The sequence below is a fragment of the Herbiconiux sp. 11R-BC genome (genome assembly GCF_049472555.1).
Taxonomy (GTDB): Bacteria; Actinomycetota; Actinomycetes; order Actinomycetales; family Microbacteriaceae; genus Herbiconiux.
The window spans coordinates 845,180-869,430 of sequence record NZ_JBCEBO010000001.1; the positions used below are offsets into that span (position 1 = coordinate 845,180).

Here is a 24,251-nt window from a genome sequence, read left to right on the forward strand (position 1 = left end):
CCCGCCACCGCCCCGCCACCGCCCCGAGGAGCAGACACCCGTGAGCAAGACGCCCGTCTCCGAACTCCTGGATGCCGAGCTTCCTCGCTTCACCTACGGCGCCGACTACAACCCGGAGCAGTGGGACCCGGAGACCTGGCTCGAAGACGCCCGCCTCATGCAGCAGGCCGGCGTCAACCTCGTGGCGGTCAACATCTTCGGCTGGGCGCAGCTCGAGCCGCTGCCCGGCGAATACGACTTCCGCCGCCTCGACCAGGTGGTCGAGATCCTGCACGAGCACGGCATCGGCATCAACCTCGGAACGGGCACCTCCTCGCCTCCCCCCTGGCTCACGGCGGAGCATCCGGATGCCCTGCCCATGACGGCCGACGGCACCCGCCGCGCGTTCGGCGGCCGCCAGGCCTACTGCCCGAGCTCCCCGGTGTTCCGCGAGCACTCGCTCGCGCTCGTCGAGCAGGTCGCCGCGCGCTACGGCCGGCACCCGGCCGTCAAGCTCTGGCACGTCTCGAACGAGCTCGGCTGCCACAACGCCCACTGCTACTGCCCGGTGTCGGCGAGCGCCTTCCGCGCCTGGCTCGAACAGCGCTACGGCACCCTCGACGCACTCAACGAGGCCTGGGGCACGGCGTTCTGGAGCCAGCGCTACGCGGCCTGGGAGCACATCCAGACCCCGATGCTCACCCTCTCCACCGGGAACCCGGCGCAGGCGGTCGACTACCTGCGGTTCTCCTCCGACGAGATCCTCGACCAGTACCGCGCCGAGGCCGCCGTGCTGCGCCGCCACAGCGCGGCGCCCGTCACCACGAATTTCATGGTGACGGCGCACATCCGGGCCCTCGACTACTGGGGCTGGGCCGCCGAGATGGACGTGATCGCCAACGACCACTACCTCGACCACCGCCTCGCGCAGCCCACCGCCGAGCTCTCCTTCGCGGCCGACGTGACCCGCGGCCTCGCGGGCGGCGAGCCCTGGATGCTGATGGAGCAGGCCACGAGCGCCGTCAACTGGCAGCCCCACAACATCGCCAAGACACCGGGCGAGATGCTGCGCAACACCCTGACCCACGTCGCCCGGGGCGCCGACGGCATCAGCTTCTTCCAGTGGCGCGCCTCGGTGCAGGGCAGCGAGCGCTTCCACTCGGCGATGCTCCCGCACGCCGGAACCGACAGCGCCGTGTGGCAGAGCGTCGTCGAGCTCGGGCGCACGCTCGAGCGGCTCCGCGAGGTCGCCGGCACCCGCGTCGTGGCCGACGTCGCCCTCGTCTTCGGCTGGGAGCCGTGGTGGATCACCGACCTCGACTCGCATCCGACCACCGAGCTGCGCTACCTCGAGCAGGTGCACCGGGCCTACAACGCGCTCCGCGCATCCGGGGTCACCGTCGACATCGTGGCGCCCGGCGCCGAGCTCGACGGCTACCGGATGGTCGTGGTCGCGGCCCTGCACAGCGTCACCGACGAGCAGGCGGCCACGGTCTCCGACTTCGTCGCGGCCGGCGGCCACGCGGTCATCACCTTCTTCAGCGGCATCACCGACGGCGTCGACCGGGTTCGCACCGGCGGCTACCCCGGCGCGTTCCGCGAGCTGCTCGGCGTTCTCACCGAGGAGTTCTTCCCCCTGCACCCCGGCGAGACCGTGGCGCTCGACGACGGTGCTACGGCGACGATCTGGACCGAGCGCCTGCACGCCCGCGGCGCCGAGGTCGTGGCCTCGTACCTCGACGGGCCGCTGCCGGGAACGCCCGCCGTCACCCGCAACGCCTTCGGAGCCGGAGCGGCCTGGTACCTCGCCACCAACCTCGACGAGGTCTCGCTCGCCCGCACCCTGGCCCGCGCCGCCGCCGACGCCGGGGTCGCCCTCGATCCGGCCCTCGCCGGCTCGGAGCTCGAGGTCGTGGTGCGGCAGGGATCCGGCCGCTCCTACCTCTTCGTCATCAACCACGGCGACACGGATGCGCTGCACCCGGCCACCGGAACCGAGCTGATCGAGGGCGGCGACATCGCGGGCACGCTCGTGGTGCCGGCCGGCGCCGTGCGCGTGGTGCGCCTGAGTGCGCAGGCCCCCGCCCGGCCGACGGCGGAGTCGACCCCCGATGCCATCCGCGAATCCGATCGAGAAGAAGTGAGGGAACTCCGGTGACGACCGCCGAGCTGGCCGAATCACGGCCCGTCCTGAAACCCGCGAAGCCCGCACGATCGGCGCGCCCGCTCGTCAAGCACAAGCGGGCGATCCTGCTCTTCCTGGCGCCGTTCGGCGTGCTGTTCGCGCTGTTCTACCTGCTGCCGATCGGCTACGCCGTCTACCAGTCGCTGCTCGTGGTGCAGCGCGACGGCACCTTCGGGCCGCCGGTCGAGGTGTTCGGGGGGCTGACGCAGTATGTCGCGGTGTTCCAGAACGAGGCGTTCTGGGCATCCGTCGGCCGTGTGCTGCTGTTCGGTGTCGTGCAGGTGCCGGTGATGCTGGGCTTCGCCCTGGTGCTCGCCCTGCTGCTGGACTCGCCGCTCGTGAAGGGCAAGAAGTTCTTCCGGCTGGCGTACTTCGTGCCCTACGCCGTGCCGGGCGTGATCGCCGCCATCATGTGGGGCTACCTCTACTCCCCCAACCTCTCGCCGTTCACCGCGCTCACCGGCTCGTTCGAGTTCCTCTCGCCGCAGTTCGTGCTCTGGGCCATCGCGAACGTCGTGACCTGGGTCTATGTGGGCTACAACATGCTCATCATCTACTCCTCGCTGCTGGCGATCCCGAGCGAGATCTACGAGGCCGCGAAGCTCGACGGGGCGAGCCAGCTGCAGATCGCGCTGCGCATCAAGATCCCGCTCGTGGTGCCCGCCATCACCCTCACCGCCATCTTCTCGATCATCGGCACGCTGCAGTTGCTCGCGGAGCCGCAGGTGTTCCGGAGCTTCACCAGCTCGGTGTCGAGCACCTTCACGCCGAACATGGCCGTCTACGCCACTTCGGCCGTGCCGAACGTCAACCTCGCGGCCGCCATGTCGGTGGTGCTGGCCCTGGCCACCTTCGCCATGTCGTTCGCGTTCCTCAAGTTCACCCAGCGGAAGGCTGACGCATGAGCGCCCCCGTCCTGTCCCCGAGCGCATCGGGCACGCCGAGCGCATCGAGCACCCCCAGCGCGCCGCACACCGGCCGAGGCCGAGCCCGGGTCCCGCGCGAGAAGCTCATGTCGCGCACCGCCGCGATGATCGTGATGCTCGTCTCGACGGTGTACTTCCTGCTGCCGGTGTGGTGGCTGTTCACCTCGGCGTCGAAGACCCGCGAGCAGTTCGGCAACACCAACGGCCTGGTGTTCGGAGACTTCAACCTCTTCCAGAACATCGGCCAGCTGTTCGCCTACAACGACGGCATCTACCTGCGCTGGATGCTCAACAGCGTTCTCTACGCCGGCGCCGGCGCCCTCATCGGCACCGTCATCTCGGCGATGTGCGGCTACGCCCTGGCGAAGTACCGCTTCCCCGGCCGCGAGCTCATCTTCAACGTGGTGCTCGGCGGCGTGCTCGTGCCCGCCACCGCACTCGCGCTGCCGCTGTTCCTCATCTTCAGCCAGGTGGGCGCCACCAACACCTTCTGGTCGGTGTTCCTGCCGAGCCTGGTGAACCCGTTCGGCGTGTACCTGGCCCGCATCTACGCCTCGGCGAGCGTGCCCGACGAGCTGCTCGAGGCCGCCCGCATCGACGGATCGGGCGAGGTGCGCACCTTCTTCACGGTCGCCCGCCGCCTGATGACCCCCGCCCTCGTGACGATCTTCCTGTTCCAGTTCGTGGCCATCTGGAACAACTTCTTCCTGCCGCTGATCATGCTGCGCGACGAGTCGCTGTTCCCAGTGACCCTCGGTCTCTACACCTGGAACTCGCAGGTCAACCAGATCCCCGAGATCCGCACCTACGTGATCATCGGCGCCTTCGTCTCGATCATCCCGCTCGTCATCGCGTTCCTCAGCCTGCAGCGCTTCTGGCAGTCGGGACTCGGCAGCGGAAGCCTCAAGTAGCCGGCCGGCAGCAACTCGCTCGCCGCATCCAGACCCGAACACCATCACTCGATCCCCTCACCATCACCGAAGAGAGATAGGAAAGCAATGCACCTCACTCGCAGCATGCGCATCGTCGCGCTGGGTGTCGCCTCGGCGATCGCCCTCACCGGATGCGCCTCCTCCGGAGGCTCGACCTCCGGTTCGGGCGCCGCCGCCTGCGCTCCGTCCGACGGAAAGGTCGAACTGAGCTTCACGTCGTGGATCCCCGGCATCGACAAGGTCGTCGACCTCTGGAACGCCGAGAACCCGGACATCCAGGTCACCGTGCAGACCGGCCCGAACGGCAACGGCGGCACGTACAAGAACTTCTTCAACCAGATCACCGCCGGCAACGCGCCCGACCTCGGCCAGATCGAGTACGACGCGCTCCCCAACTTCCGGGTGCAGGACGGCCTCGAGAACATCGCGTCCTGCGCGAACGTGCTCGACAGCAAGAGCAAATTCATCGACTGGACCTGGAACCAGGTCACCTTCGGCGAGGACGACGCCGTCTACGGCATCCCGCAGGACACCGGCCCCATGGCGATGTACTACCGCAAGGACCTGTTCGAGAAGGCCGGCATCCCCGTGCCGACCACCTGGGACGAGTACGCGACCGCCGCCGCCGCCATCCGTCAGCAGGGTGGCTACATCACGAACTTCCCGCAGAACGACGTGAACTGGTTCGCCGGTCTCGTCTGGCAGGCGAACGGCCAGTGGTTCGACAGCTCCACCGGTTCGTGGAAGGTGTCGCTGACCAGCCCCGAGTCCACCAAGGTCGCCGACTACTGGCAGAACCTGATCTCCGGCGGCCTCGTGTCGAAGGTGCCCGCGTGGACCGACGAGTGGAACAACGCCTACAACACCGGTTCGGACTGGACCTGGATCTCGGCCGTCTGGGGCGCCAACTCCATCTCCTCGGGCGCGCCCGACACCTCCGGCGACTGGGCCGTGGCACCGATGCCGCAGTGGAAGGCGGGCGACAAGGCCGCCGGCAACTGGGGCGGTTCGTCGACCGCCGTGCTCAAGGGCTCGAAGCACCCCTACGAGGCCGCGCAGTTCGCTCTCTGGCTGAACACCTCCGACGAGGCCCTCACGGCCCTCAACAAGGAGGCGAACCTCTACCCCGCCACGAAGGCCGGCCTGTCGCTGCCGGTGCTGGCCGACGGAGTACCGTTCTACGGTGACCAGAAGATCTACGACGTGTTCGCCGAGGCCTCCAGCCAGGTCAACCCCGACTTCACCTGGGGCCCGACGATGACGCAGACCTACGCCGACGTGGCCGACGGCTTCGGCCAGGTGCTGGGTGGCACGGGAACGCTGAGCGATGCGCTGCAGACCGGTCAGGACAAGACGATCGCCGCCCTCAAGGCGCAGAGCATCCCCGTGGTGCAGTGACCTCTCGCCTCATCCACCTCCGTGSCGCGGGTTCCAGCGTTCTGCTGGACSCCCCCCCCACGGCGGTGCCCGCCGTTCTTCACTGGGGCGCCGATCTCGGCGCCCTCACCCCCGCGGAGGCTGTGGCCTTCGCCGAGTCGCAGGTGCCCGCCGTCGGGCCGAGCTCGATCGACGTGCCGCTGCGGCCATCGATGCTCGCCGGGCTCGCCGAGGGCTGGTCGGGCCGGCCGTCGCTCACGGGGGCCTTCCCTGCGCCGGTGTTCGCGCTGGCCGAGGTCGAGGAGCCGTCGCCGAACGCGGTGCGGTTCACGCTCTCGCAGGGGCGCGCATCCGGTGGCCTCGCCGCCGCAGACCGCGCATCCGTGGGCCTCACTGCCGAGGCAGACCGCGCATCCGAGGCCCTCACTGCCGAGGCAGACCGCGCATCCGGCGGCCTCCGCGTCACGCTCGACCTCGAACTCACCGCCGAGGGCGTGCTCCGGATGCGCGCCGCCGTGCACAACGACGGCGCCGCGCCCGCGCCGCTCGCCTCCCTCGATCTGGCGTTGCCGCTCCCCGGCCGCGCTCGCGAGATCCTCGACTTCTCCGGGCGCTGGCCCCGCGAGCGGCAGCCGCAACGACGTGCGCTGACCCACGGAACCTGGCTGCGCGAGACGCGCCACGGCCGCCCCGGCCACGACGACCCGTTCGTGATGATGGCCGGCACGCCCGGCTTCGGTTTCCGCAGCGGCGAGGTGTGGGCCGTGCACCTCGCGTGGAGCGGCGACAAGCAGCTCTTCGCCGAGGCGCAGGCCACCGGGCAGCAGCGCCTCGGCGGCGGCGAGCTGCTCGAACCGGGCGAGCTCGTGCTCGGGCCCGGCGAGAGCTACGAGTCGCCGTGGCTCGTGGCCGCGTGGTCGTCGGCCGGCATCGACGGTCTGACGGCCCGGCTGCATCCCTTCGCGCGGTCGCTGTCGCCCACCGACCCCGCCGTTCCCCGCAAGGTGCTGCTCAACACCTGGGAGGCCGTGTACTTCGACCACTCGGAATCGCGCCTGATCGAGCTCGCCGACACCGCAGCGGCGGCGGGCGTGGAGCGGTTCGTGCTCGACGACGGCTGGATGCTCGGACGCACCGACGACCGGCGGGCGCTGGGTGACTGGGTGGTCGATCCGGTGAAGTGGCCGCGAGGCCTGCATCCGCTCATCGACCACGTGCACGCGCTCGGCATGGACTTCGGGCTGTGGGTGGAGCCCGAGATGGTGAGCCTGGACTCGGAGACGGCGCGGGCGCATCCGGAGTGGGTGCTCGGTGATGCCTCTTCGCTGACCTGGCGCCATCAGCACGTGCTCGACCTGGCGAACCCGGCGGCGTTCGCGCACGTGCTCGGGCAGCTCTCCGCGCTGCTCGACGAGTACGACATCGCGTACCTGAAGTGGGACCAGAACCGCGACCAGCTCGGCGGGTCGGCGCACCGGCAGACGCTCGCCACCTACCGGCTGATGGAGGAGCTGCGGGCGCGCTTCCCGGGCCTGGAGATCGAGTCGTGCTCCTCGGGCGGCGGCCGGGTCGATCTGGGCGTGCTCGCGCGGGTGGACCGCGTGTGGCCGAGCGACACGAACGACCCGCTCGAGCGGCAGGCGATCTACCGCTGGACGTCGCTGCTCGTGCCGCCGGAGTACTTCGGCGCGCACCTCGGGGCGGCCACCGCGCACACCACGGGGCGCACGCACTCGCTCGCCTTCCGATTCGCGACGGCGCTGTTCGGCCACGCGGGCATCGAGTGGGACCTCACCCGGGCGACGGATGCCGAACGCGCGGCCGTGGCGCGCTGGATCGCGGCCTACAAGCGCTTCCGCGGGCTGCTGCACAGCGGCGTCGTGGTGCGAGGCGACTCCCCCGAGCCTTCCGCCCGCTTCGTGCACGGCGTCGTGGCGCCCGACCGCGCATCCGCGCTGTTCGCGGTGGTCTCGGTGGGGTCGACGCGGGACGCGGTGCCTGCGCCGACCGTTTTCCCGGGGATCGACCCTACGCTCCACTACCGCGTGACTCCCGTCGACCTCGGCGCAGCGCCCCGCTTCGTCCAGGATGCGCCGCCGCCGTGGTTTGCGGCTGGGTCAGTGGTGGCGTCGGGGCAGTCGCTCGCCGTGGCAGGCCTGCCGATGCCCCTCCTGGCCCCCGAGGAGGCCCTGGTGCTGCACGTCGAGGCGGTCTGAGCCCTGCGCACCGCTAGCGCGTTCATCCACTGACGTTCGCTGACGATCAGGTCGTCTCCATTCCATGCAGGGACGTCCTGCGCTCGGTCGCAATCCCAGCGCTCTTTGAATCGGCCTGACTTTCGTTCCGTTCTTTTAGTAAGGATGGAAGACGATGAACAGGAAGTATTCGCCGGAGATGCGTGAGCGGGCGTTGCGGATGCTCGCGGAGACGCGGCCGTCGCACCCCACGATGATGAGCGCCGTCAGGCATGTCGCCGGGCTGCTCGGGATGAGCCCAGAGACGCTGCGGTTGTGGCAGCGCCGCTACGAGGTCGACGCCGGGGTGAAGCCCGGGCTCACGACCGATGGCGCGGCGAAGATCAAGCGGCTGCCGAAGGAGAACGCTGAGCTGCGCAAAGCCAACGAGATACTCAAGGCCGCGAGCGTGTTTTTCGCCAAGGAGCTCGACCGCCCTTGACCGAGATGATCCGGTTCATCAACGAACATCGGGATCGTTTCGGGGTCGAGCTCATCTGCCGGGTCCTCCGACCGGCAGTCCAGGGTTTCCTCACCGCGCGCGACTGCCGTGCCGCCGCCGATCGTGCGCCATCGGCACGGCAGTTGAAAGACGAGCTACTCGCGCCGGAGGTCGCTCAGCTGCATGCGGAGAACTACGGCGTCTACGGGCGCAGGAAGATGCACGCCCTGATGCGCCGGCAGGGCTGGGACATCGGCCGCGACCAGACCGAACGCCTCATGCGCATCGCCGGGGTCCGCGGCGTGCGCAAGTCGAAACGGGTGTTCACGACGCGCTCCGACAAGACGACCGTGCTGCCGAGCGATCTCGTGAATCGTCGTTCACAGCACCGGCACCCAGACGGCTCTGGGTCTGCGACGTGACCTACGTCGCGACCTGGAGTGGGTTCGCGTTCGTCACAGACGTCCACTCGCACCGCATCGTTGGGTGGAACGTGGCATCGACGTTGCGCGCAGAGATTCTGCCGCGGCAGGCACTCGACTTGGCGGCCTGGAACGCTGGCGGAGACCTCGCGGGACTCACGCACCACTCCGACCACGGGTCGAACTATATGGCGATGGTCTACACCGATCGGGTCGTCGAGCTCGGCGTTGTCCCCTCGACCGGAACGGTCGCGGACTCGTTTGATAACCCGATGGCCGAGGCCGTGAACAACCTCTACAAGACCGAGTTGATTCGCCAGCGCGGCCCCTGGCGGACCGTTGAGCAGGTCGAACTCGCGACGCTCGAACGGGTGTGGTGGTGGAACAACCAGCGCCTTCATGGCGAGCTCGATATGCGCACCCCCGCCGAGGTCGAGACGGCGTACTACGCTGACCTCGAATCAGCTGGTCCGGTATCTGCCGGACAAGGCTCCCTATAGGAACGAAAGCCAGGCCGATTCATTCGGCGCCGTCATGTATATGCCGACAGGAACATGGCGGGCCAAAATGCGATCGCGCAGATCACCGTCCCGGGCAGGCCATCGTCCGCTTCTGTTACACGCCCTATCAGCGCGCCCGCTCCGAAGCTTCCAAGGCACCACAGGAGCACCAAAGCGATACCGAAAACAGGTAGCAGGGGCGATGACATACCGGGTCTCAGGTCGGCATCCCAATAGACCCCGTTAAACAGGGTTGAACCTGTGGCGAGGGCTCCGAACACAGCGGCCAGCAGTATGTAGGTTCCGAGAATGGCGAGAACAGCCCCGGCCTTCACGAGAAATGATCGCGGCGCCGCTTCGGGCGGGGGTGGCGCGAAGTGCTGTTTCGTTGTGCTCCGTGTGAATGATGCGGGCACACTCGGGATCGCAGTCCTCTGGGACGGCTTCGGCAGTTTGCTGAGAGCGATGGTAATTCTGTTTCCCACGACGGTTCCAAGAACTGTGATGATCGCGAACCCGATGATCGTGCTCTCGCTGGCCCAGGGCTGGTCCTTGACCCAGAACAACATGACAATCCCGCCGGCCGCCACTATCACTGTCCAAAGGGTCGTCACGAACCATGCTTACCGGGTTGGAACCTCACTCGTCTACCTCGATGCCGCGCGCAGTAGCAATAACAGGTGCGGTGGCTACAGGACGCTCCGGAGCGCGCCGATAGCGAGTTCGGGCGTTTCGAAGGAGCCGAGCGCGTGCACCTGTACTGTGAGCTCGGTGTCGTCGGCATTGCTGAGCCGGTACCCATCCGGCTCGTGTTCGATCCGCCAGGGTGTCTCGATAAGGGTGCCGTCGAGTTCCTGGACGACCCAGTAGTGGTCGTCTTGGGTGCCGCGCGCCAGGAATAGTCTCACGAGCGTGCCGGCCGCCTCGAGGTGGGGGAGTGGCCGTGCACGAGTTCGAACTTCTCTACGACGGCTTCGGGGTTCCCTTTCGCGATCGCGCGTTCGATTCGCTCGCGGTGGTCGTCGCCCCCTCGAGTGTCCGATAGACCTCGGCGTGGAACTTGTCAGGGCCGGCATCCGGCATCTCGGTCGACTGAACGATCTGCGAGATCCGGCCCGGCGTCACGTCGCTGAGCGTGGCCAAGATTGGCTGCTTGATTCCGAACGTGTGTGCCAGGACGATCGCTTGCCGGTGCAGCTGGTCGACCTCGGCCAGCTGTGCGGCCAGGGCGGCCTTCCGGTTCGCCAGTTCCCACACGTCATTCATCAGCTTCGTGTGCAGCAGGGGGGATCTGTGCCCTGCTGTAACGATAGTGGAATATGCCTCCAACAGCCTGCTATTGACACAATCGCTCTTATCGGTCATTTCGGGTGTCAAAGAAGGTGACGTCTATGATGCGTATTCTGCGTCAGAAGCGTAGACTTCCGGCATGACAGATTTGGATGTTCGACCGGTTGATCGTGTCGCGCATGCGCGCTCGGTGCGCTCGTCGGCCGCGGTTGTCGTTGCCCGCCTGCAGGAGGTGCTGGGGCGGGATGTCGTCTCGTTGATCACCGACAAGCAGCCGCGCACGGTGTCTCGGTGGATCGCTGGTGATGCCAGCCCCACGGCCCAGGACCAGCAGGTGCTGCGCGACACCCTTCAGGTCGTGGAGCTTCTGTCCGAGGTCGAGGGACCCGAAGTCACCCGGGCATGGTTCATCGGCATGAATCCACAGCTGGATGATGAGTCGCCGGCAGAAGAGATCGCCGCCGGCCATGTCCGAGACGTCCTCGCAGCCGCGCGCGCATTCATCAATGCCGGCTAGTCCGGCGACGGTAGAAGCGCCTAACCTGCTCCACAGAGTCGAGCGCGCCGACCCGCCGCTGCGCTTCTCCCGCCTCAACCCCGTCGACGCCCTCAACGCTCGAGCGGGCAACCGCTTCGACGTGCCTGGCGCGGGCGTTCTCTACGGCGCCACCACAGCAGCTGGCGCCTACGCCGAAACTCTCGCCGGATTCCGCCGCAAGGCGTCCACCCAGCGAAATCTTACGAGGCACGGTCTCGAACCCGGACGCGTAGCTCCAGGCGAGGTCCCCGCGGACTGGGTCACCACTCGCCGGATCCGCACATTCCGTGTCGCTGGGTCGTTGCCCTTTGTCGACGTCGAAGCGCCTGCCACCCACACCTTCCTTACCGAGCACGCTCCGGAGCTGTTGCTGCAGCACGACCTCGAGAACCTTGATGTCGCCCACGTCCGGGGCCCCAATCGCCTGCTTACGCGCGCCATCGCGGGCTGGGTGTATTCCCGTACCGACGAGCACGGCGATGCGCTCTATGCCGGCATTCGCTACGTCTCGCGTCTCGGTGACTTTGAGTGTTGGGCGGTCTTCGATGGCGCCCACGTGGTGCTCGACGACACCCGTGACATCCTCTACGTCGATCCGGCGCTCCGTGAAATTGCTGAGCTGTATCACCTCAGCTTCGCCTGATCCCGGCGGGCGGTATCCACCGGTCCTCCTCGGTCTGGCTAGACAGTCTCGGTCTGGCTAGACAGTGAGATGCGTTGTTCATACTCGAGTAAGGCGCGATACTGCATGACGATCGCCCAGCCGGAGTGCTCGGCGGCGAGGTGTTTCCGCGCTTTCTCGGCGCTGCAGCAGAGGCGGCATGCTGTGCGGACGCACCCAAAGCCCGCCGAACAGTTCGGCAACGGCGCCGATGATGGTCACAACCTAATCCATCTACCCATGCTCCCCTGCCGCCGCGACGAGCTCGAGATTGTGATTGACGCTGCAAGGAAGAGTTGGACAGCACGAGTAGCACGGCGCTTGTCATGAAGGTGCGAGCTCATACCCGCGGGCACGTGCGGCGAAGTCTCGCGCCCGATCCCGACTCACTCCGAGCGGCATCTTTTGAACCCACTGTGAAGATTCTGCGTATTGCCGAAGACTCGTCTATTCATCTAGTGTGCAGTTAGTGGCTCTGGGGAGAGCAAGGGGGATGCGGGACCTGACTCGCGACAAAGGATTTGGCGCGTGCGTTCGTTTTTCCGCGGTCGGCTCATTGCCGCTGTACTGGTAATGGTCGCTCTGTTCGTGGGGGTGCTTTCTGCGCCGGCGTTCGCGCAACCTGTCGAAACACAGTCCTCATTTACAACTGATATTCAGACTGATGGAACTACGCAGGACGACGGTCCGACGCCCGAAGGTGGGGGCCAGGCTGGATTGTCCGATGTTGCGGATTCTCCAGTCGACGACGCGTATGTCGGGTCGTCGGTAACGAGCTCGGATGTTTACGGCACATCGGGTCAGGTCACACCAGGTACGGGCGGTGTTCCTTCAGATCCCGGTCAGGATGCACCGGCACCCCCACCCAAAAACGACGCCAACAGTGCTTCGTCTGAAGCCGATGCCACCGCGATCGCCCAGCAGTTTGACCACACTGTGGTGGTCGACAGCCAAACAACTGAAACCTCTCTAGTGGAGGCCCTGCCCGACGGGACCTTCCAACTCACCTCCTCCGCCGTTCCCTCTCGTGTTGAGCGCAACGATGCATGGGTCGATGTCGATACAACCCTCAGCTCCACAGGCGGGTACGTCGCCCCGCAGGCCACGTCGGTGCCCGTCCGGTTCTCGGCCGGCGGAGGTGGCCCCATCGCACAGATTCAGCTGCCGGGTGGTGACTGGTTCTCCGAGTCTTGGCAACTGGGCACCCTCCCAACGCCGTCACTGGATGGCGCCACGGCCCTTTACGCTGATGTGCTCCCGAACGTGGATCTGCGACTCACAGCGACCGCAATCGGAATGACGGAAGTCATCGTCGTTCGCGCCGCGGAGGCGGCCAATGATCCGCGCCTGGAAACGCTGAAACTCAGCGTCTCAGGTGCTGCTCTTGCAAAGAGCGATACCGGCGCTGTTGTTGCCGCGCCCGAAGGATCGAACACCATCGCTCTCGCGCGCGGGAAAGCACCAAGCGTCAGCGAGGTCGATGCAGACACGATGCTGGTCTCTAGCGACCCCCAGGTTTGGGATTCGACTAACCCTGATGCCGGACCGGGTGGACCAGGTGGCAACTCTGTAGCAACTCCGGCGGACACAATGATCGTCGGAGGTGACACGGTCGCGGTCGACGTGGCGTCCGCGACCTCGACGGATGTCACGTACCCGTTGTACATCGACCCGGACTGGGGAACCGGCAACATCCAGGCATGGAGCATCAACGCCACCTACCCTGATACCCATTACTGGAACGTGCCCGACAATAGCGACGGCCGAGGCAACCAAATCGTCGGTTTCCTGCCGGCAGGATGGACGCAGCCTTATCCTGGCGACGGGCTCCAGCAGTGGGGACGCTCCTTCTGGCAGATGAGCACCGCGGGCGCCTCCGGGAGACACATCCTCCAAGCGCGATTCAATGTGCGTCAGTCCTGGAATTCATCGTGCGCATCAACCTCTGTGCGGTTGTTCCGGGCGACGAACATTCCCTATGCCGGTGCTTCGTGGAATGAATCCGTTGGAGTTGTCTACAACGGGCCATCCGATGTGGTGAGCACGAACTTTGGTCTTCCAGGCTGTTCGGGCGAAAGCTGGGTAGGCATGGACGCCACCCAGGCGGTGACCGACAACGGGACCGGACAGGCAATCATTCTGGCGTTGGCCGCCAGCGACGAGACCCACGAGTCATGGAAGCGGTTCAACCTCGACGCGCAACTAGTGGTCACCTACAACTCCTACCCGGCCGACCCCACCAACTTGGGCATGCTGACACCTCCGCGCACCTGCGGCACCCTCAACGATCCCGCATACATCAACCCGACCCTGCCCTTCACGCTCGCAGCCACAATCAGTGACCCCGACGCCACCGGGTACGGAGTGGAGGGCCGATTCCGCATCATGCCCTACAACAACGGGGGGATCAACGCGATCCCAGCCAGCGCCCCAGCCGGATATCTTTCCGGGGGAAGCCACACTCCGGGTTCGGTGCAAACCGTTCAAATACCCGCTGGGGCGCTGCCGGATGGCTTCTACGCATGGAGTGCGACCGCCTGGGACAGCTACGACATCCCCACGGGGGGTCAAGGCCACGATCGGTCCACCGGCGAGCCACTGTGCTTCTTCAAAACGAAGAGTACGGCCCCGGCGCTGCCTACGATTGCCCTGGACCCGAGCTCCCCGGCGCCCGTTGTAGGTCGACCAATGTCGGTGAAGTTCACCACGACGGCCGCCGACGCGGTAATGGGCTTTGAGTACTGGTGGCAAGGCACCGCGGCCACGAGTGGACCGGAGCTCCCGGTTCCCGGCGGCTACATGTACACGGGCACAAACCATGACGTTCCTGTGAACAGTGCTTTGCCGGGGTGTTCGGCGGTCGCCGCGCTGGCCCATGTGTCGTGCCTCCCGCAGGGAGCTTTGTCGATGACGGTGACCGTGGCTCCGATCGACACAACGTCCACCCTCTGGGTCACGGTGTTCGATAAGGCCGGCAACGTCGCCCGCGGAGGAACGGACCGGTACGTCGTGGCCCAATCCTGGCAACCACAGAACGTTCAGCCGGACACCACCCAGGTCTCGTTCGGTAAGCCGGCCTCAGCAGGCGTCGCAGCGGTCACCGGTCCTGGGCATGCGTGGCGTACGGGGCTGAAGGACACAAACGAGACATCGCTGCCATCGATCCCGGCCACCTTCCCTGATGCGGCGACCGCAGCCAGTCCGTTGCCGCTGACCATCGGTGCTGGTTTTCCGCGTTCACAAACCGCGACTCTTCCTTTGCAGACGACTGCGATACCCGTGCTGCAGGACGTCGGTGGAATCGCGTTCGATCGCGTGAACGGGCCCGAGCATGCGGCGGTGTCAGCAGGCCAGGTCCCTGCCGGCTATTACGTGGAAGATCAGCTCGGCCAAATGGCGCCGGTCGAGACCGATCTCACGACCGGCCAACCGAAGCCCCGCTCCGGAATGCACCTGCTGTATGAATGCACGCAGAGCAACGGCAACAACTTCACCACATCGCAGTCAGACTGCGAGGGCGCCACCACGGTCAGGACAACACTGGGTTGGGCTTGGGACGGGATCCCACCGGCGATCGCGTCCGGTGACGTTGCGACGCTGCAGTACTCCCGGATCTATCGGTGCTCCGTGGGTAATGATCACTTCGATTCTCGAGACGCCAATTGCGAGGGATACGGAACCGGTGCGTCGCTCGGGTACCTCCGCGACCTGACAGCAATAAAGACATCAGCCACCGCAGTGGACACGCGCACGAGTTTCACGGTGTCAGCGTGGGTGAAACCAACACAGCCCGAAGGGTTGAACTCGTACAACACGATCGTGTCGCAACAAGGCGGGAGCCCCTACTCGGCCTTCGTTCTGCAGGAGAAGACGAAAACAGATTCAGTAGGACGACAGTTCCGGTTCTGCATCCGAAACCAGGTCGGTGCCGCGGTCACCGACTGCGCAGTGCAGAACACCGCTGCCACCGACGGCGAGTGGACCTTTGTCACGGGCATCTGGGACGCGTCGAACCAGCAGCTGCGAATCCTGGTTGGTTCTAATCCGTCACTGGCCGGCTCCGCAACGCACGTCGTGCCGAGCGGAGAGACCAGCGGCGGGGCCCTGTCGATCGGTTCTGGGTTCTACAACTCTTGCCGAGTGAACATGTGGCTCGGTTACATCGCCAACGTGACGATCCTCCCCGGTGTGGCGAGCAGCTCCCAATTGTCGAAGCTGGCTCAGCTCAAGCGACCCAACGGCTAGACCCCACAATCCGAACGTTTCTTGTTCTCTACTTTGTGACTGGAGCTAGTCATGCGTCGTCGAATTCTCGGACCCTTGACAACCGCAACCTCGCGTAAGGTCGCGGTCGCAGCAGCGCTGCTGCTGGTCATCTCGATCATTCCGGCCGCGCCGGCCTTCGCGGACGGCGACCCTGCTGTCCCTGAGCCTCCGCGGATGGAACCCGTCGAGGGCGCGACTGCTGCGGGCGTAGACGATTCGCTGAGTTTCGCATCCAGCACCTCGGAGCCGTTGCCCACCGTGTCGCCCCTGGCACCGAGCCACAACGAGCTGCAACTCGCCACCACGCCCGATGGAACGAACCCTGTAGCGGCCGATCCCGTCGCCCCGGAACCCAGCTCGGCTCCCCCGGCAGCAGATCCTGCGCCAACGGCATCGCAGACTCCCGACCCCGAATCAGGCGGCGAGACCACCTCCCCTCTACCAACAGATGGCCCGAATTCTGCTTTCGAGACACCCACCCCAACCGCAGTGCCCGATCCGGGCAGCTCGAGTCACGCAGCGGACCCGTCCACCTTCACCCGAACCGTTCCGGAACCGGGCGTCGATGAAGAAGACCCTGCTCCCATCGCGCAGCCTGTGCCCGCCGCGGAGCCCGTACCGGTCAACAGCACCGGAATCACCGTCGAGGCCACCCCCACCGACAACGCTGCGAGCGTCCCGACAACAGTCACCGTCGACGTCCTCAGCGAAACCGATGCAGCCAAACACGGCCTCACCGGACTTGTCCTCCAGATCGCCCGTAGCGACGGTCACGCCGCAACCGCCGACATCGCCGTGACCATCCCCGACACCCTGCTCGACGGGTACTACGGCGCCGACTTCGCCAGCCGCGCCCGCTGGGTTACAGTCCCCGCCGAAACCGCCGCCAAGAAGGTTGCCGCCGCGAGCGAAATCGTCGCCGCCACCCCTGACGAGGTATCCGACACGACCACCGTGTCCCCACAGATCAGCTCCGCACCGCTGCTGCTCACTCTCGCCGCCACACCCGTCTCCTCGACCGGCACCGGATCCTTCGCAGCCACCTCCCTCAAGCCCTCCTCATCCTGGGACGTGTCCGCCCAGACCGGCGGGTTCTCCTGGTCACTTCCACTACGGACTCCGCCGGCGGCAGCAGGCCCCTCACCGTCGCTCGCGCTGAACTACGACTCTCAATCCGTCGACGGCGAGACGGCGTCAACGAACAATCAGCCCTCCGCGATCGGCGAAGGGTGGAGCCTCGGCGGCGGCGGTTTCATCGAACGCAGCTACGTCTCCTGTTCCCTCGACGGCCCAACACCGGTCTACGCGTCCGGTGACCTGTGCTGGAAAACGGACAACGCCACACTGAACCTCGCCGGACACTCCGGTCTGCTCGTCAGGGACGCCACCACCGGCGTGTGGAAGCTCCAGAACGACGACGGCTCCCGAATCGAGTACCTCACCGGCACCGCGGCCGGGCACTGCGCCTCCAACGGAACCTGGGACAACGACTGCTGGCGGCTGACCACCACCGACGGCACCCAGTACTATTTCGGCCTGAACAATCTCCCCGGCTGGAGCAGCGGAAAAGCCTCCACCAATTCCGCCTGGACCGTCCCGGTGTTTGGCAACGACGCAGGCGAAGCCTGCCACCAAGCCACCTTCGAAGCATCCAGCTGCATGCAGGGATGGCGGTGGAATCTCGACTACATCGTCGACACCCACGACAACGCCGAAGCCCTCTATTACGCCGCTGAAACCAACGCGTACACCAAGAAGGGTGACACCACCCCCACCTCCTACATTCGGGGCGGCCAGCTCGAGCACATTGAATACGGCCTCACCGCCACAACCGTCTACACAGCGAACGCCGCCACCGACAAAGTGCTCTTCGGGTACGACAGCTACGGTCGATGCAACGACACCAGCCACACCAACTGCACCACCGAAACCATCACGTCCCCCGCTGTGAACGCCGCCCATCCGACCGCGTACCCGGACGTCCCCTTCGACCAGTTCTGCACCACCGCCTGCACCACGCTGGTATCGCCCTCGTTCTGGACCACCGGGATGCTGAACACCATCACCACGCAGGCGCGGATCTCCGGCGCCTACAGCAAGGTCGACGAATGGACCCTCGGACACTCCTTTCCGGCCCCGGGCGACACCACCAGCCCCGCCCTGTGGCTCACCAAAGTCGGCCACACCGGGTACAGCGGCAGTGCATCGATCACCGAACACGACACCACCTTCGACGGTGCCTCCATGCAGAACCGCGTCTGGGTGAAAGATGGCCTCCTGCCCCTGGACAAGTGGCGGGTGTCCGGCATCCACACGTCGAGCGGCGCGATCATCACCGTCAATTACCAAGGCCCTAATTGCAACCAGACAAACGCATCCAGCATCCTCGCTCATCCCGAGTCGAACACACTGTTCTGCTTCCCGCAGTGGTGGACTCCCACGCTCACGGGCACCACGACCCTGCCAACTAAACAGGACCTCTTCCACAAGTACGTGGTCGCTTCCGTTGTCAGCAACCCCAACACCGGAGGCGGAAACGACCCCGCTCAGCAAACCGACTACAGCTACGGCACCCCAGCGTGGCGGTACGACAAGTCCCCGCTGACCCCGTCAGACAAGCGAACCTGGTCTGACTATGCCGGTGTGAACACTGTGCAAATCAGCACCGGAAATGTCATCGCTCCCGCCATTCCGGAGAAGACGCAATACACCTTCTACCAGGGCATGGACGGTGACCAAGCCACCACTGCCGGCGGAACTAAGTCCGTCGCCGTCACCGGCTTCCCCGGGGTCACGGATTCCCGCTGGTTCGCCGGCCATACCCGCGATGTGAAAGTGCTCAACGGCAGCGTAACGGTCTCGGACTCCGTCACTTCCCCGTGGGCGTCCTCAATCACCGCAAACGACGGAACGAACACGGCCTGGCACTCCGGCGACGGAACAGTCACCACGACAGAACCCCTCTCCACCGGCGGAAACCGTACCATCACCACCACGACCACCTACGACAACACTTACGGCTACCCACTCACCGTCAACACGACGGCCTCCGACCTCACAAAGTCGACCTGCACGAAAACGGACTATGCCACCCCGAATACCGCCGCGTGGATCATCGGACTACCCAAGGAGATCCTGAAGGTCGGCGTCGCCTGCAGCAACCTTGCGGCCGCCAGCTACCCTGCCGATGCGATCTCGCAGAACCGCATCACCTATGACGCCGTCGGCGTCAACGGCACCCCCACCAAAGGCGACCCGACCCTCGCTGAAGTCGCCGGCTCCTACAACGGCGGCGCGGCGGTGTGGCTCATCACCGCCACCAACACCTACGACACCATGGGCCGGCTCCTCACCAAGAAGGACGTCGCAAACCACACCACGACCACCACATACACGCCCGCCGCTGGGGCTGCCGCCGGCAGTGGCGCCCTGACCTCCGTGACCACCACGAACACGGCGCCCTACAACTGGACGACCACCACAAACCTCAACCCCGCCTGGGGAGCAGAAACTTCCGCAACCGACGAAAACGGCGAGGTCACCACCGCCGTGTACGACGCCCTCGGTCGCCGCACCGACGTGTGGCTCCCCGGCCGCCCCCAGGCCAGCAACCCAACAGCCTCAATCCGCTACCGATACACCATCCCCACCAACGCCGACACCACCCTCTACCCTCTCGCGGTCGCCACCACCACCCTTGTGCCCGGCAGCACCGTGACCAGTTACACCCTGTACGACGGGCTCGGCCAGCAGGTTCAAACCCAAACCACTGCCGAAGGCGGCGGCACCGCGATCAGCGACCTGGGCTACAACAAAGCCGGACGAGTCGTCATGAAGAACAACCCCTACTTCACCCTTTCCGTAAACGCCGGGCCGAGACTGTTCGTACCCACCTCCGAGCAGAACATCCAATCCAAGGAGACCACCAGTTACGACGGAGCCGGCCGCCCACTCGTCACCGCCCTCGTGTCCCTCGCCACCGAGCGCTACCACACCACCTACGCCTACCCCGGCGCAGACCGTGTCGACACCCTCCCGCCAGCAGGAGCTCCCCCCACTTCGGTGTTCACCAACACCCTCGGTCAGGAAACGAAGCTCACCCGCTACTCGACCTCCTCATCCTCCGCAACCCCGTTCACCAACCCCTACAGCTCCACGTACGAATACAACGTGCAGGGCAAGATGACGAAAATGACCGACGCCGCCACCACTGCATGGTTGTGGGAATACGACACCCTCGGTCGGCAAACCAAAGCCACCGACCCCGACACCGGAACCACTACCAGCACCTACGACGACGCCGGCAACCTCACCAGCAGCACCGACGCCCGAAACATCACCCTCGCCTACACCTACGACAACCTCAACCGCAAGACCGGCCAATACGTGACCGACACCAGCAGCTCCGCGAACCTCCTCGCCTCCTGGGCATACGACACCGCGATCAACGGCAAGAACCAACTCGCCTCCTCCAGCTCCTACACCGGCTCTGGGAGCACACGTCGCGAATACAAACAGAGCATCATCAGCTACGACGACGGATACAGGCCACTCCAAACCACCCTGAGTATCCCCGCCGGCGCCCCCGGATTCACCGCCGCGAAAACGTACAGCACCGGCTACACCTACTACCCCAACGGGTCTCTCGCGACGGTCGCTGAACCCGCCATTGGCAGCGCAACCTCAGGCGGAATGCCCGCCGAGAACATTGCCTACGCCTACGGCGCGTACGGACACATCACCGGAATCTACGGCACCGACGACGTCCTCTCCGGCGCCCAATACACCCCCATCGGCGCCCCCTCCCAATACACGCGCGACAACACCTACGACGACATCACCACCTTCCACTACGACCAGGCAACCCTCGCTCTCGACCGCATCACCGACACCGCCGGCTCCACCACCTACGCCGACCGTCAATACACCCGCGACAACGCCGGCAACATCACCTCCGCTTTCAACACCGGCTCCGGGTTCTCCGACAAGCAGTGCTACACCAACGATCTACTCGGCACGCTGCAATACGTCTGGACGACCAACACCACCCCGTGTGCAAGCGGTCAGCCGTGGTCTACCGGGGCCGACCCCGGGCCGAATCCCTACTGGAAGGGCTACTTCAACGACCCCGCCACGGGGAACAGAAGCTTCGTAATGAGAGACACCCTCATCGAGGGTCCGTGGGATGACTACACATACCCCGCCGCCACCGCTGCTCGGCCTCACGCGGTTCAATCAGTGAAACACTACAACGCAGACGCGGTACTCCTCACGACCGACAACTACACCTACGACGCCTCCGGGAACACCCTCACCAGGCCAGGGCAGACCCTCACCTACAGCCCGACCGGCAAGATCCAAACCCTCACCGCCGGAGCTGGTAGTAGCGCCATCACCCAAACCAACGTGTACACGGCCGATGGGTCACTCTTGCTTCAAACCGACCCGACCCACGGCACCACCGTGTTCGCCGGCGACACCGAAATACACGTCGCCACCGGCTCTAACCCCGGCGCCGCGACCGCTGTGCGCACCTACAACGTGAACGGGACACCGATCGCGGAACGCACGACCAAAGCAGGTACCTTGAACGGGGTACTCCGGTGGCTGTCCACCGACATCGACGGCACAGCCGACCTTGAGATCGGGGCAACCGACGGCACCGTCACTCACCGCCTCACTGACCCATACGGCAACCCTCGAAGCACGCCCGCGCCTTGGTCAAGTAGCCACACATTCCTGAACGCACCCAGTTCCGAACTCAGCAATCTTGTGCAGCTCGGGGCGCGCGCCTACGACCCAACGATCGGCAAATTCCTCACTGTCGACCCCGTCCTCGCGCCCTTCAATCCAGCACAGAACAACGGCTACGCCTACGCGTCCAACAACCCCGTCACGCTCACCGACCCCTCCGGCCTATGCCCGACCGGGCCCTGGGCAAACCCGTCGTGCAAAGACGGAACACCCGGAAACGGTCTGGGCGTCGTAACCAGCGCAGACCCAGCCGCAGTCGCCGGGACCCCACCAGCCGCGGGCGGCGGATCGGCTACGTCGGGAGCCGCACAATCATACGGTGGCGGGTGCGGCGGAAACGCGAGCTATAACCGGTGCTCTATCCCCACACCTTCAGCTGCACCAAAACCCATCATTCAGCTCCACTGGGGACAGCCCATTTATGACAGCGATGAGATGGCGGTTTGGGATTCGATTGCGGCTCAGATGGCCGCCGATAATCTGGCTAGTCAACCCGCATGGATTCAGCAATACCTCCTATTTACTCAATCCGCGCATGATCGAGCTGTGCCACTAATTGTTGTCGGCGTGATCGCAGCTGGTGGGTCGGCAGCAGGAGCGACGGCTGAGGTTGCCGGTTCCGAGAGTGCCGCACATTCCGGGCTGCCGCAAAGCGTGATCGGAACAAAAGGAGCGACATTTGAATTTGCAAATCCCGACCACACGTTTAGGCCGGAGCACAACATCGCGGACACTCAAGCGAGCCGCGATCTCCTTCAAAGCGTCGTAGTGCCGAACAACTTCATACGGAGTTACCCTCAAAGCGGGCCAGGCGGCGGACTCATTGAGAAGTACGCTCAGGTTCTACCAGATGGAACACAGGCGTGGGTCGAGGTGCGAGGCGGAAACACGATTTCAAATGGCGGGATTAATATCATTCCGAAGGAGAGATAAGCGCCGTGATCCACACATATACGCCACATGAAATTCAAGAGGCAGGGCTCCGACTCCTTGAGCAATATTCGCAATTTGACGATGCGTCTCTGGATCTAGTAATTGATTCAATCGGAACAGATGGGTGGGGAGATGGAACGACCAACGATCCTGCCGCCTGGATGGACTGGCTAAGAGCGTTGTTTGGTGTGCGTGGGATTCAGTTCGAAGAGATTGCTGACACGCGGTTCTTATGGGGAGAACGTCGGGTTCTACTTCCGGACGGGGCTACCGCAGTAGTGCGAGTTGGGCACGGCGTTCCGACTGAGTGGCCGAGGGCGTCGATGCCTGATATGGAAGGGATGGACGAGGTCCAGGGACTTGCTCTTGTTCGAGAGAATCTCCTGCGGATCTGGCGAGAGGTCGGGGTGTCGCAGCTTGCTGCCGTCTCTGTGGAACTCGCGCGTGATTTTCGAGGCTGATGGCATCGCGAGCGAAGTTGGCTGCGGCGAACGCTCATATTCGGGCGGTGAATTGCGTGCGGCGGGGTCACGGCGAAGCGCTCGAACGAGGTGTGGCTCTGGGGCATCTCGGAATACGGGCGTGAGGAACGATCTGGGGCCGCCTGCGGGCCTACTGGCTTTGGTTGCCGGGGATCAACGCTCGTGTTCCGAGTGGGCTCTGTAGCTCGATCGTCTTCTCGGCCCCGCCGAGTGCGTAGGTGCATGCTTGCTGGAGGTGGTGCGGATCACGGGGTTGATCGTGACGCTCGTAGTGTTTTCCGTGACGTCTTCGGGCAACGCGGCTTCAGGCGAACCTCAACTGAGTAGAAAGCCAAACTTCAAGGATCCCAGTCAGTCACCCGGTGAAGGCTGGGATGGCGAGGCCCCTCCGATAAGGGATCGTGGTACGGTCCCGCAACTAAGCAGGTCCTGAGGCCGGATCCTGAGCATCCAGAGCCCATTGGGCCGCACTTCGATCTGAAGGATGGTGGCATCTGGTATCGGTTATACGAAGACGGCACAAATTGTTCCGAAATGTAGGACGCGAGATTGTGGACTTACGAGAAGTGGCGCACGAATGACTCGCTCGCTCGGGCGGCTCGTTGACATAGGTTCAGCGCGAGAATGGTTTGCAGAATCGCTAGACCGAAGCGACGGGCCGTGGAGCTCGGAATTCTCCCTAGCCGTTCGAATGCGAATCCAGGGCATGACGGAAGCGCGCCTTCTAGTTGCCAATACCGACCCGCATCGGCTTCCGCTGCGTCGGGCTGGCATCGGCCAATCAGCCGACTCATCCGTTCTCAGGTCATTCCTTATTCACCTGAGGGAATTGGGTGGTAGAACGCTGATAGTCGAGGCCGATGTCGAGGAGGAAGGCGACATGGTGGACGACGAATGGTCAAACAGTTATTTCGTGATTGGGAACCGCGTAGAGCGTTGGATTTCTCTCGATTCCGTTGGTGTAGAGCAAGAGAGGCTCCTTCGCACAGCAATGTATCCACTGAACGGCTTCATTTCGATTCTGGACTTATCCACCGTCCTGCATCATGGCGCTCCTGATCCTCATCGACTTGCGGCAAGTGTAATTGCGGTCATCACGCAGAGCTTCGACGGAGAAGCGTACGTCGGAGGGGTCTTGACCAAGCATGAAAGAAGTCAATGACCCAGTGAGAGACGCGCGGCTTTGTTGGATCAAAACGGGGCGAGCGGATTCTCAGGCGAAATTTGTTCCTTCTCGAAGCGGCAACATTAGAGGATTCGCGGAGTCGGCGACCTGTGAGAGTGTCCGCGGGCACCGGGTGGTGGCGATCGCCTCCGTCGACCAGCTTGC

At 64.9% G+C, this 24,251-nt stretch carries 13 protein-coding genes and 1 pseudogene; 11 read left to right on the forward strand and 3 right to left on the reverse strand.

Going from position 1 to position 24,251, the window contains the following annotated elements; translation table 11 throughout:
- Positions 1-40: 40 nt before the first annotated feature.
- From VD659_RS03785 to VD659_RS03810, 6 genes and pseudogenes are all read left to right on the forward strand, one after another.
- On the forward strand, positions 41-2,137 hold the full coding sequence (locus tag VD659_RS03785) for a beta-galactosidase (protein ID WP_423259790.1): 2,097 nt from the start codon (positions 41-43) through the stop codon (positions 2,135-2,137).
- A 32-nt stretch (positions 2,138-2,169) separates the two neighbouring features.
- Positions 2,170-3,069 carry a carbohydrate ABC transporter permease gene (locus VD659_RS03790; RefSeq protein WP_423260044.1) on the forward strand — a complete coding sequence of 300 codons (900 nt, stop codon included), beginning with the start codon at positions 2,170-2,172 and terminating at the stop codon, positions 3,067-3,069.
- On the forward strand, positions 3,066-4,001 hold the full coding sequence (locus VD659_RS03795; RefSeq protein ID WP_423259791.1) for a carbohydrate ABC transporter permease: 936 nt from the start codon (positions 3,066-3,068) through the stop codon (positions 3,999-4,001). The genes VD659_RS03790 and VD659_RS03795 overlap by 4 nt, the downstream gene beginning before the upstream one ends.
- A gap of 87 nt (positions 4,002-4,088) precedes the next feature.
- A complete protein-coding gene (locus VD659_RS03800) occupies positions 4,089-5,420 on the forward strand; it encodes an extracellular solute-binding protein (RefSeq protein WP_423259792.1) in 1,332 nt (443 codons plus the stop codon).
- A 65-nt stretch (positions 5,421-5,485) separates the two neighbouring features.
- The gene (locus tag VD659_RS03805; RefSeq protein WP_423259793.1) at positions 5,486-7,615 is read left to right on the forward strand and encodes an alpha-galactosidase; all 2,130 of its coding nucleotides are present in this window, start codon (positions 5,486-5,488) and stop codon (positions 7,613-7,615) included.
- A gap of 154 nt (positions 7,616-7,769) precedes the next feature.
- Positions 7,770-8,997: pseudogene (locus VD659_RS03810) on the forward strand (IS3 family transposase).
- 32 nt (positions 8,998-9,029) lie between these two features.
- Here VD659_RS03810 and VD659_RS03815 read toward each other — a convergent pair.
- From VD659_RS03815 to VD659_RS03825, 3 genes are all read right to left on the reverse strand, one after another.
- The gene (locus VD659_RS03815) at positions 9,030-9,611 is read right to left on the reverse strand and encodes a hypothetical protein (RefSeq protein ID WP_423259794.1); all 582 of its coding nucleotides are present in this window, start codon (positions 9,609-9,611) and stop codon (positions 9,030-9,032) included.
- A 75-nt stretch (positions 9,612-9,686) separates the two neighbouring features.
- Positions 9,687-9,905 (reverse strand): hypothetical protein, encoded by a 219-nt coding sequence (locus tag VD659_RS03820; RefSeq protein WP_423259795.1) that lies wholly within the window; start codon positions 9,903-9,905, stop codon positions 9,687-9,689.
- A 55-nt stretch (positions 9,906-9,960) separates the two neighbouring features.
- On the reverse strand, positions 9,961-10,362 hold the full coding sequence (locus VD659_RS03825; RefSeq protein ID WP_423259796.1) for a hypothetical protein: 402 nt from the start codon (positions 10,360-10,362) through the stop codon (positions 9,961-9,963).
- A gap of 64 nt (positions 10,363-10,426) precedes the next feature.
- Here VD659_RS03825 and VD659_RS03830 point away from each other — a divergent pair, with 64 nt between their 5' ends.
- The 5 genes from VD659_RS03830 (at position 10,427) to VD659_RS03850 (ending at position 24,083) form a co-directional block, all read left to right on the forward strand.
- Positions 10,427-10,804, forward strand: a complete 378-nt coding sequence (locus VD659_RS03830) for a hypothetical protein (protein WP_423259797.1) — start codon at positions 10,427-10,429, stop codon at positions 10,802-10,804.
- Entirely contained in the window at positions 10,755-11,468 is a 714-nt protein-coding gene (locus VD659_RS03835; protein ID WP_423259798.1) for an RES domain-containing protein, read from the forward strand. The genes VD659_RS03830 and VD659_RS03835 overlap by 50 nt, the downstream gene beginning before the upstream one ends.
- Positions 11,469-12,014: 546 nt before the next feature.
- On the forward strand, positions 12,015-15,731 hold the full coding sequence (locus VD659_RS03840; RefSeq protein WP_423259799.1) for a LamG-like jellyroll fold domain-containing protein: 3,717 nt from the start codon (positions 12,015-12,017) through the stop codon (positions 15,729-15,731).
- Positions 15,732-15,806: 75 nt separating this feature from the next.
- Entirely contained in the window at positions 15,807-22,439 is a 6,633-nt protein-coding gene (locus VD659_RS03845) for an RHS repeat-associated core domain-containing protein (RefSeq protein ID WP_423259800.1), read from the forward strand.
- Positions 22,440-23,627: 1,188 nt separating this feature from the next.
- Positions 23,628-24,083, forward strand: coding sequence for a hypothetical protein (locus tag VD659_RS03850; protein ID WP_423259801.1), 456 nt, complete (start codon positions 23,628-23,630; stop codon positions 24,081-24,083).
- The last annotated feature ends 168 nt before the right edge of the window (positions 24,084-24,251 follow it).

Excerpts from the sequence above, each read along its gene's own strand:
- VD659_RS03795 (WP_423259791.1), top strand. The coding sequence starts at position 3,066 with ATGAGCGCCCCCGTCCTGTCCCCGAGCGCATCGGGCACGCCGAGCGCA.
- VD659_RS03800 (WP_423259792.1), top strand. The coding sequence starts at position 4,089 with ATGCACCTCACTCGCAGCATGCGCATCGTCGCGCTGGGTGTCGCCTCG.
- VD659_RS03825 (WP_423259796.1), bottom strand. The coding sequence starts at position 10,362 with ATGACCGATAAGAGCGATTGTGTCAATAGCAGGCTGTTGGAGGCATAT.
- VD659_RS03830 (WP_423259797.1), top strand. The coding sequence starts at position 10,427 with ATGACAGATTTGGATGTTCGACCGGTTGATCGTGTCGCGCATGCGCGC.
- VD659_RS03835 (WP_423259798.1), top strand. The coding sequence starts at position 10,755 with ATGTCCGAGACGTCCTCGCAGCCGCGCGCGCATTCATCAATGCCGGCT.
- VD659_RS03850 (WP_423259801.1), top strand. The coding sequence starts at position 23,628 with ATGACGGAAGCGCGCCTTCTAGTTGCCAATACCGACCCGCATCGGCTT.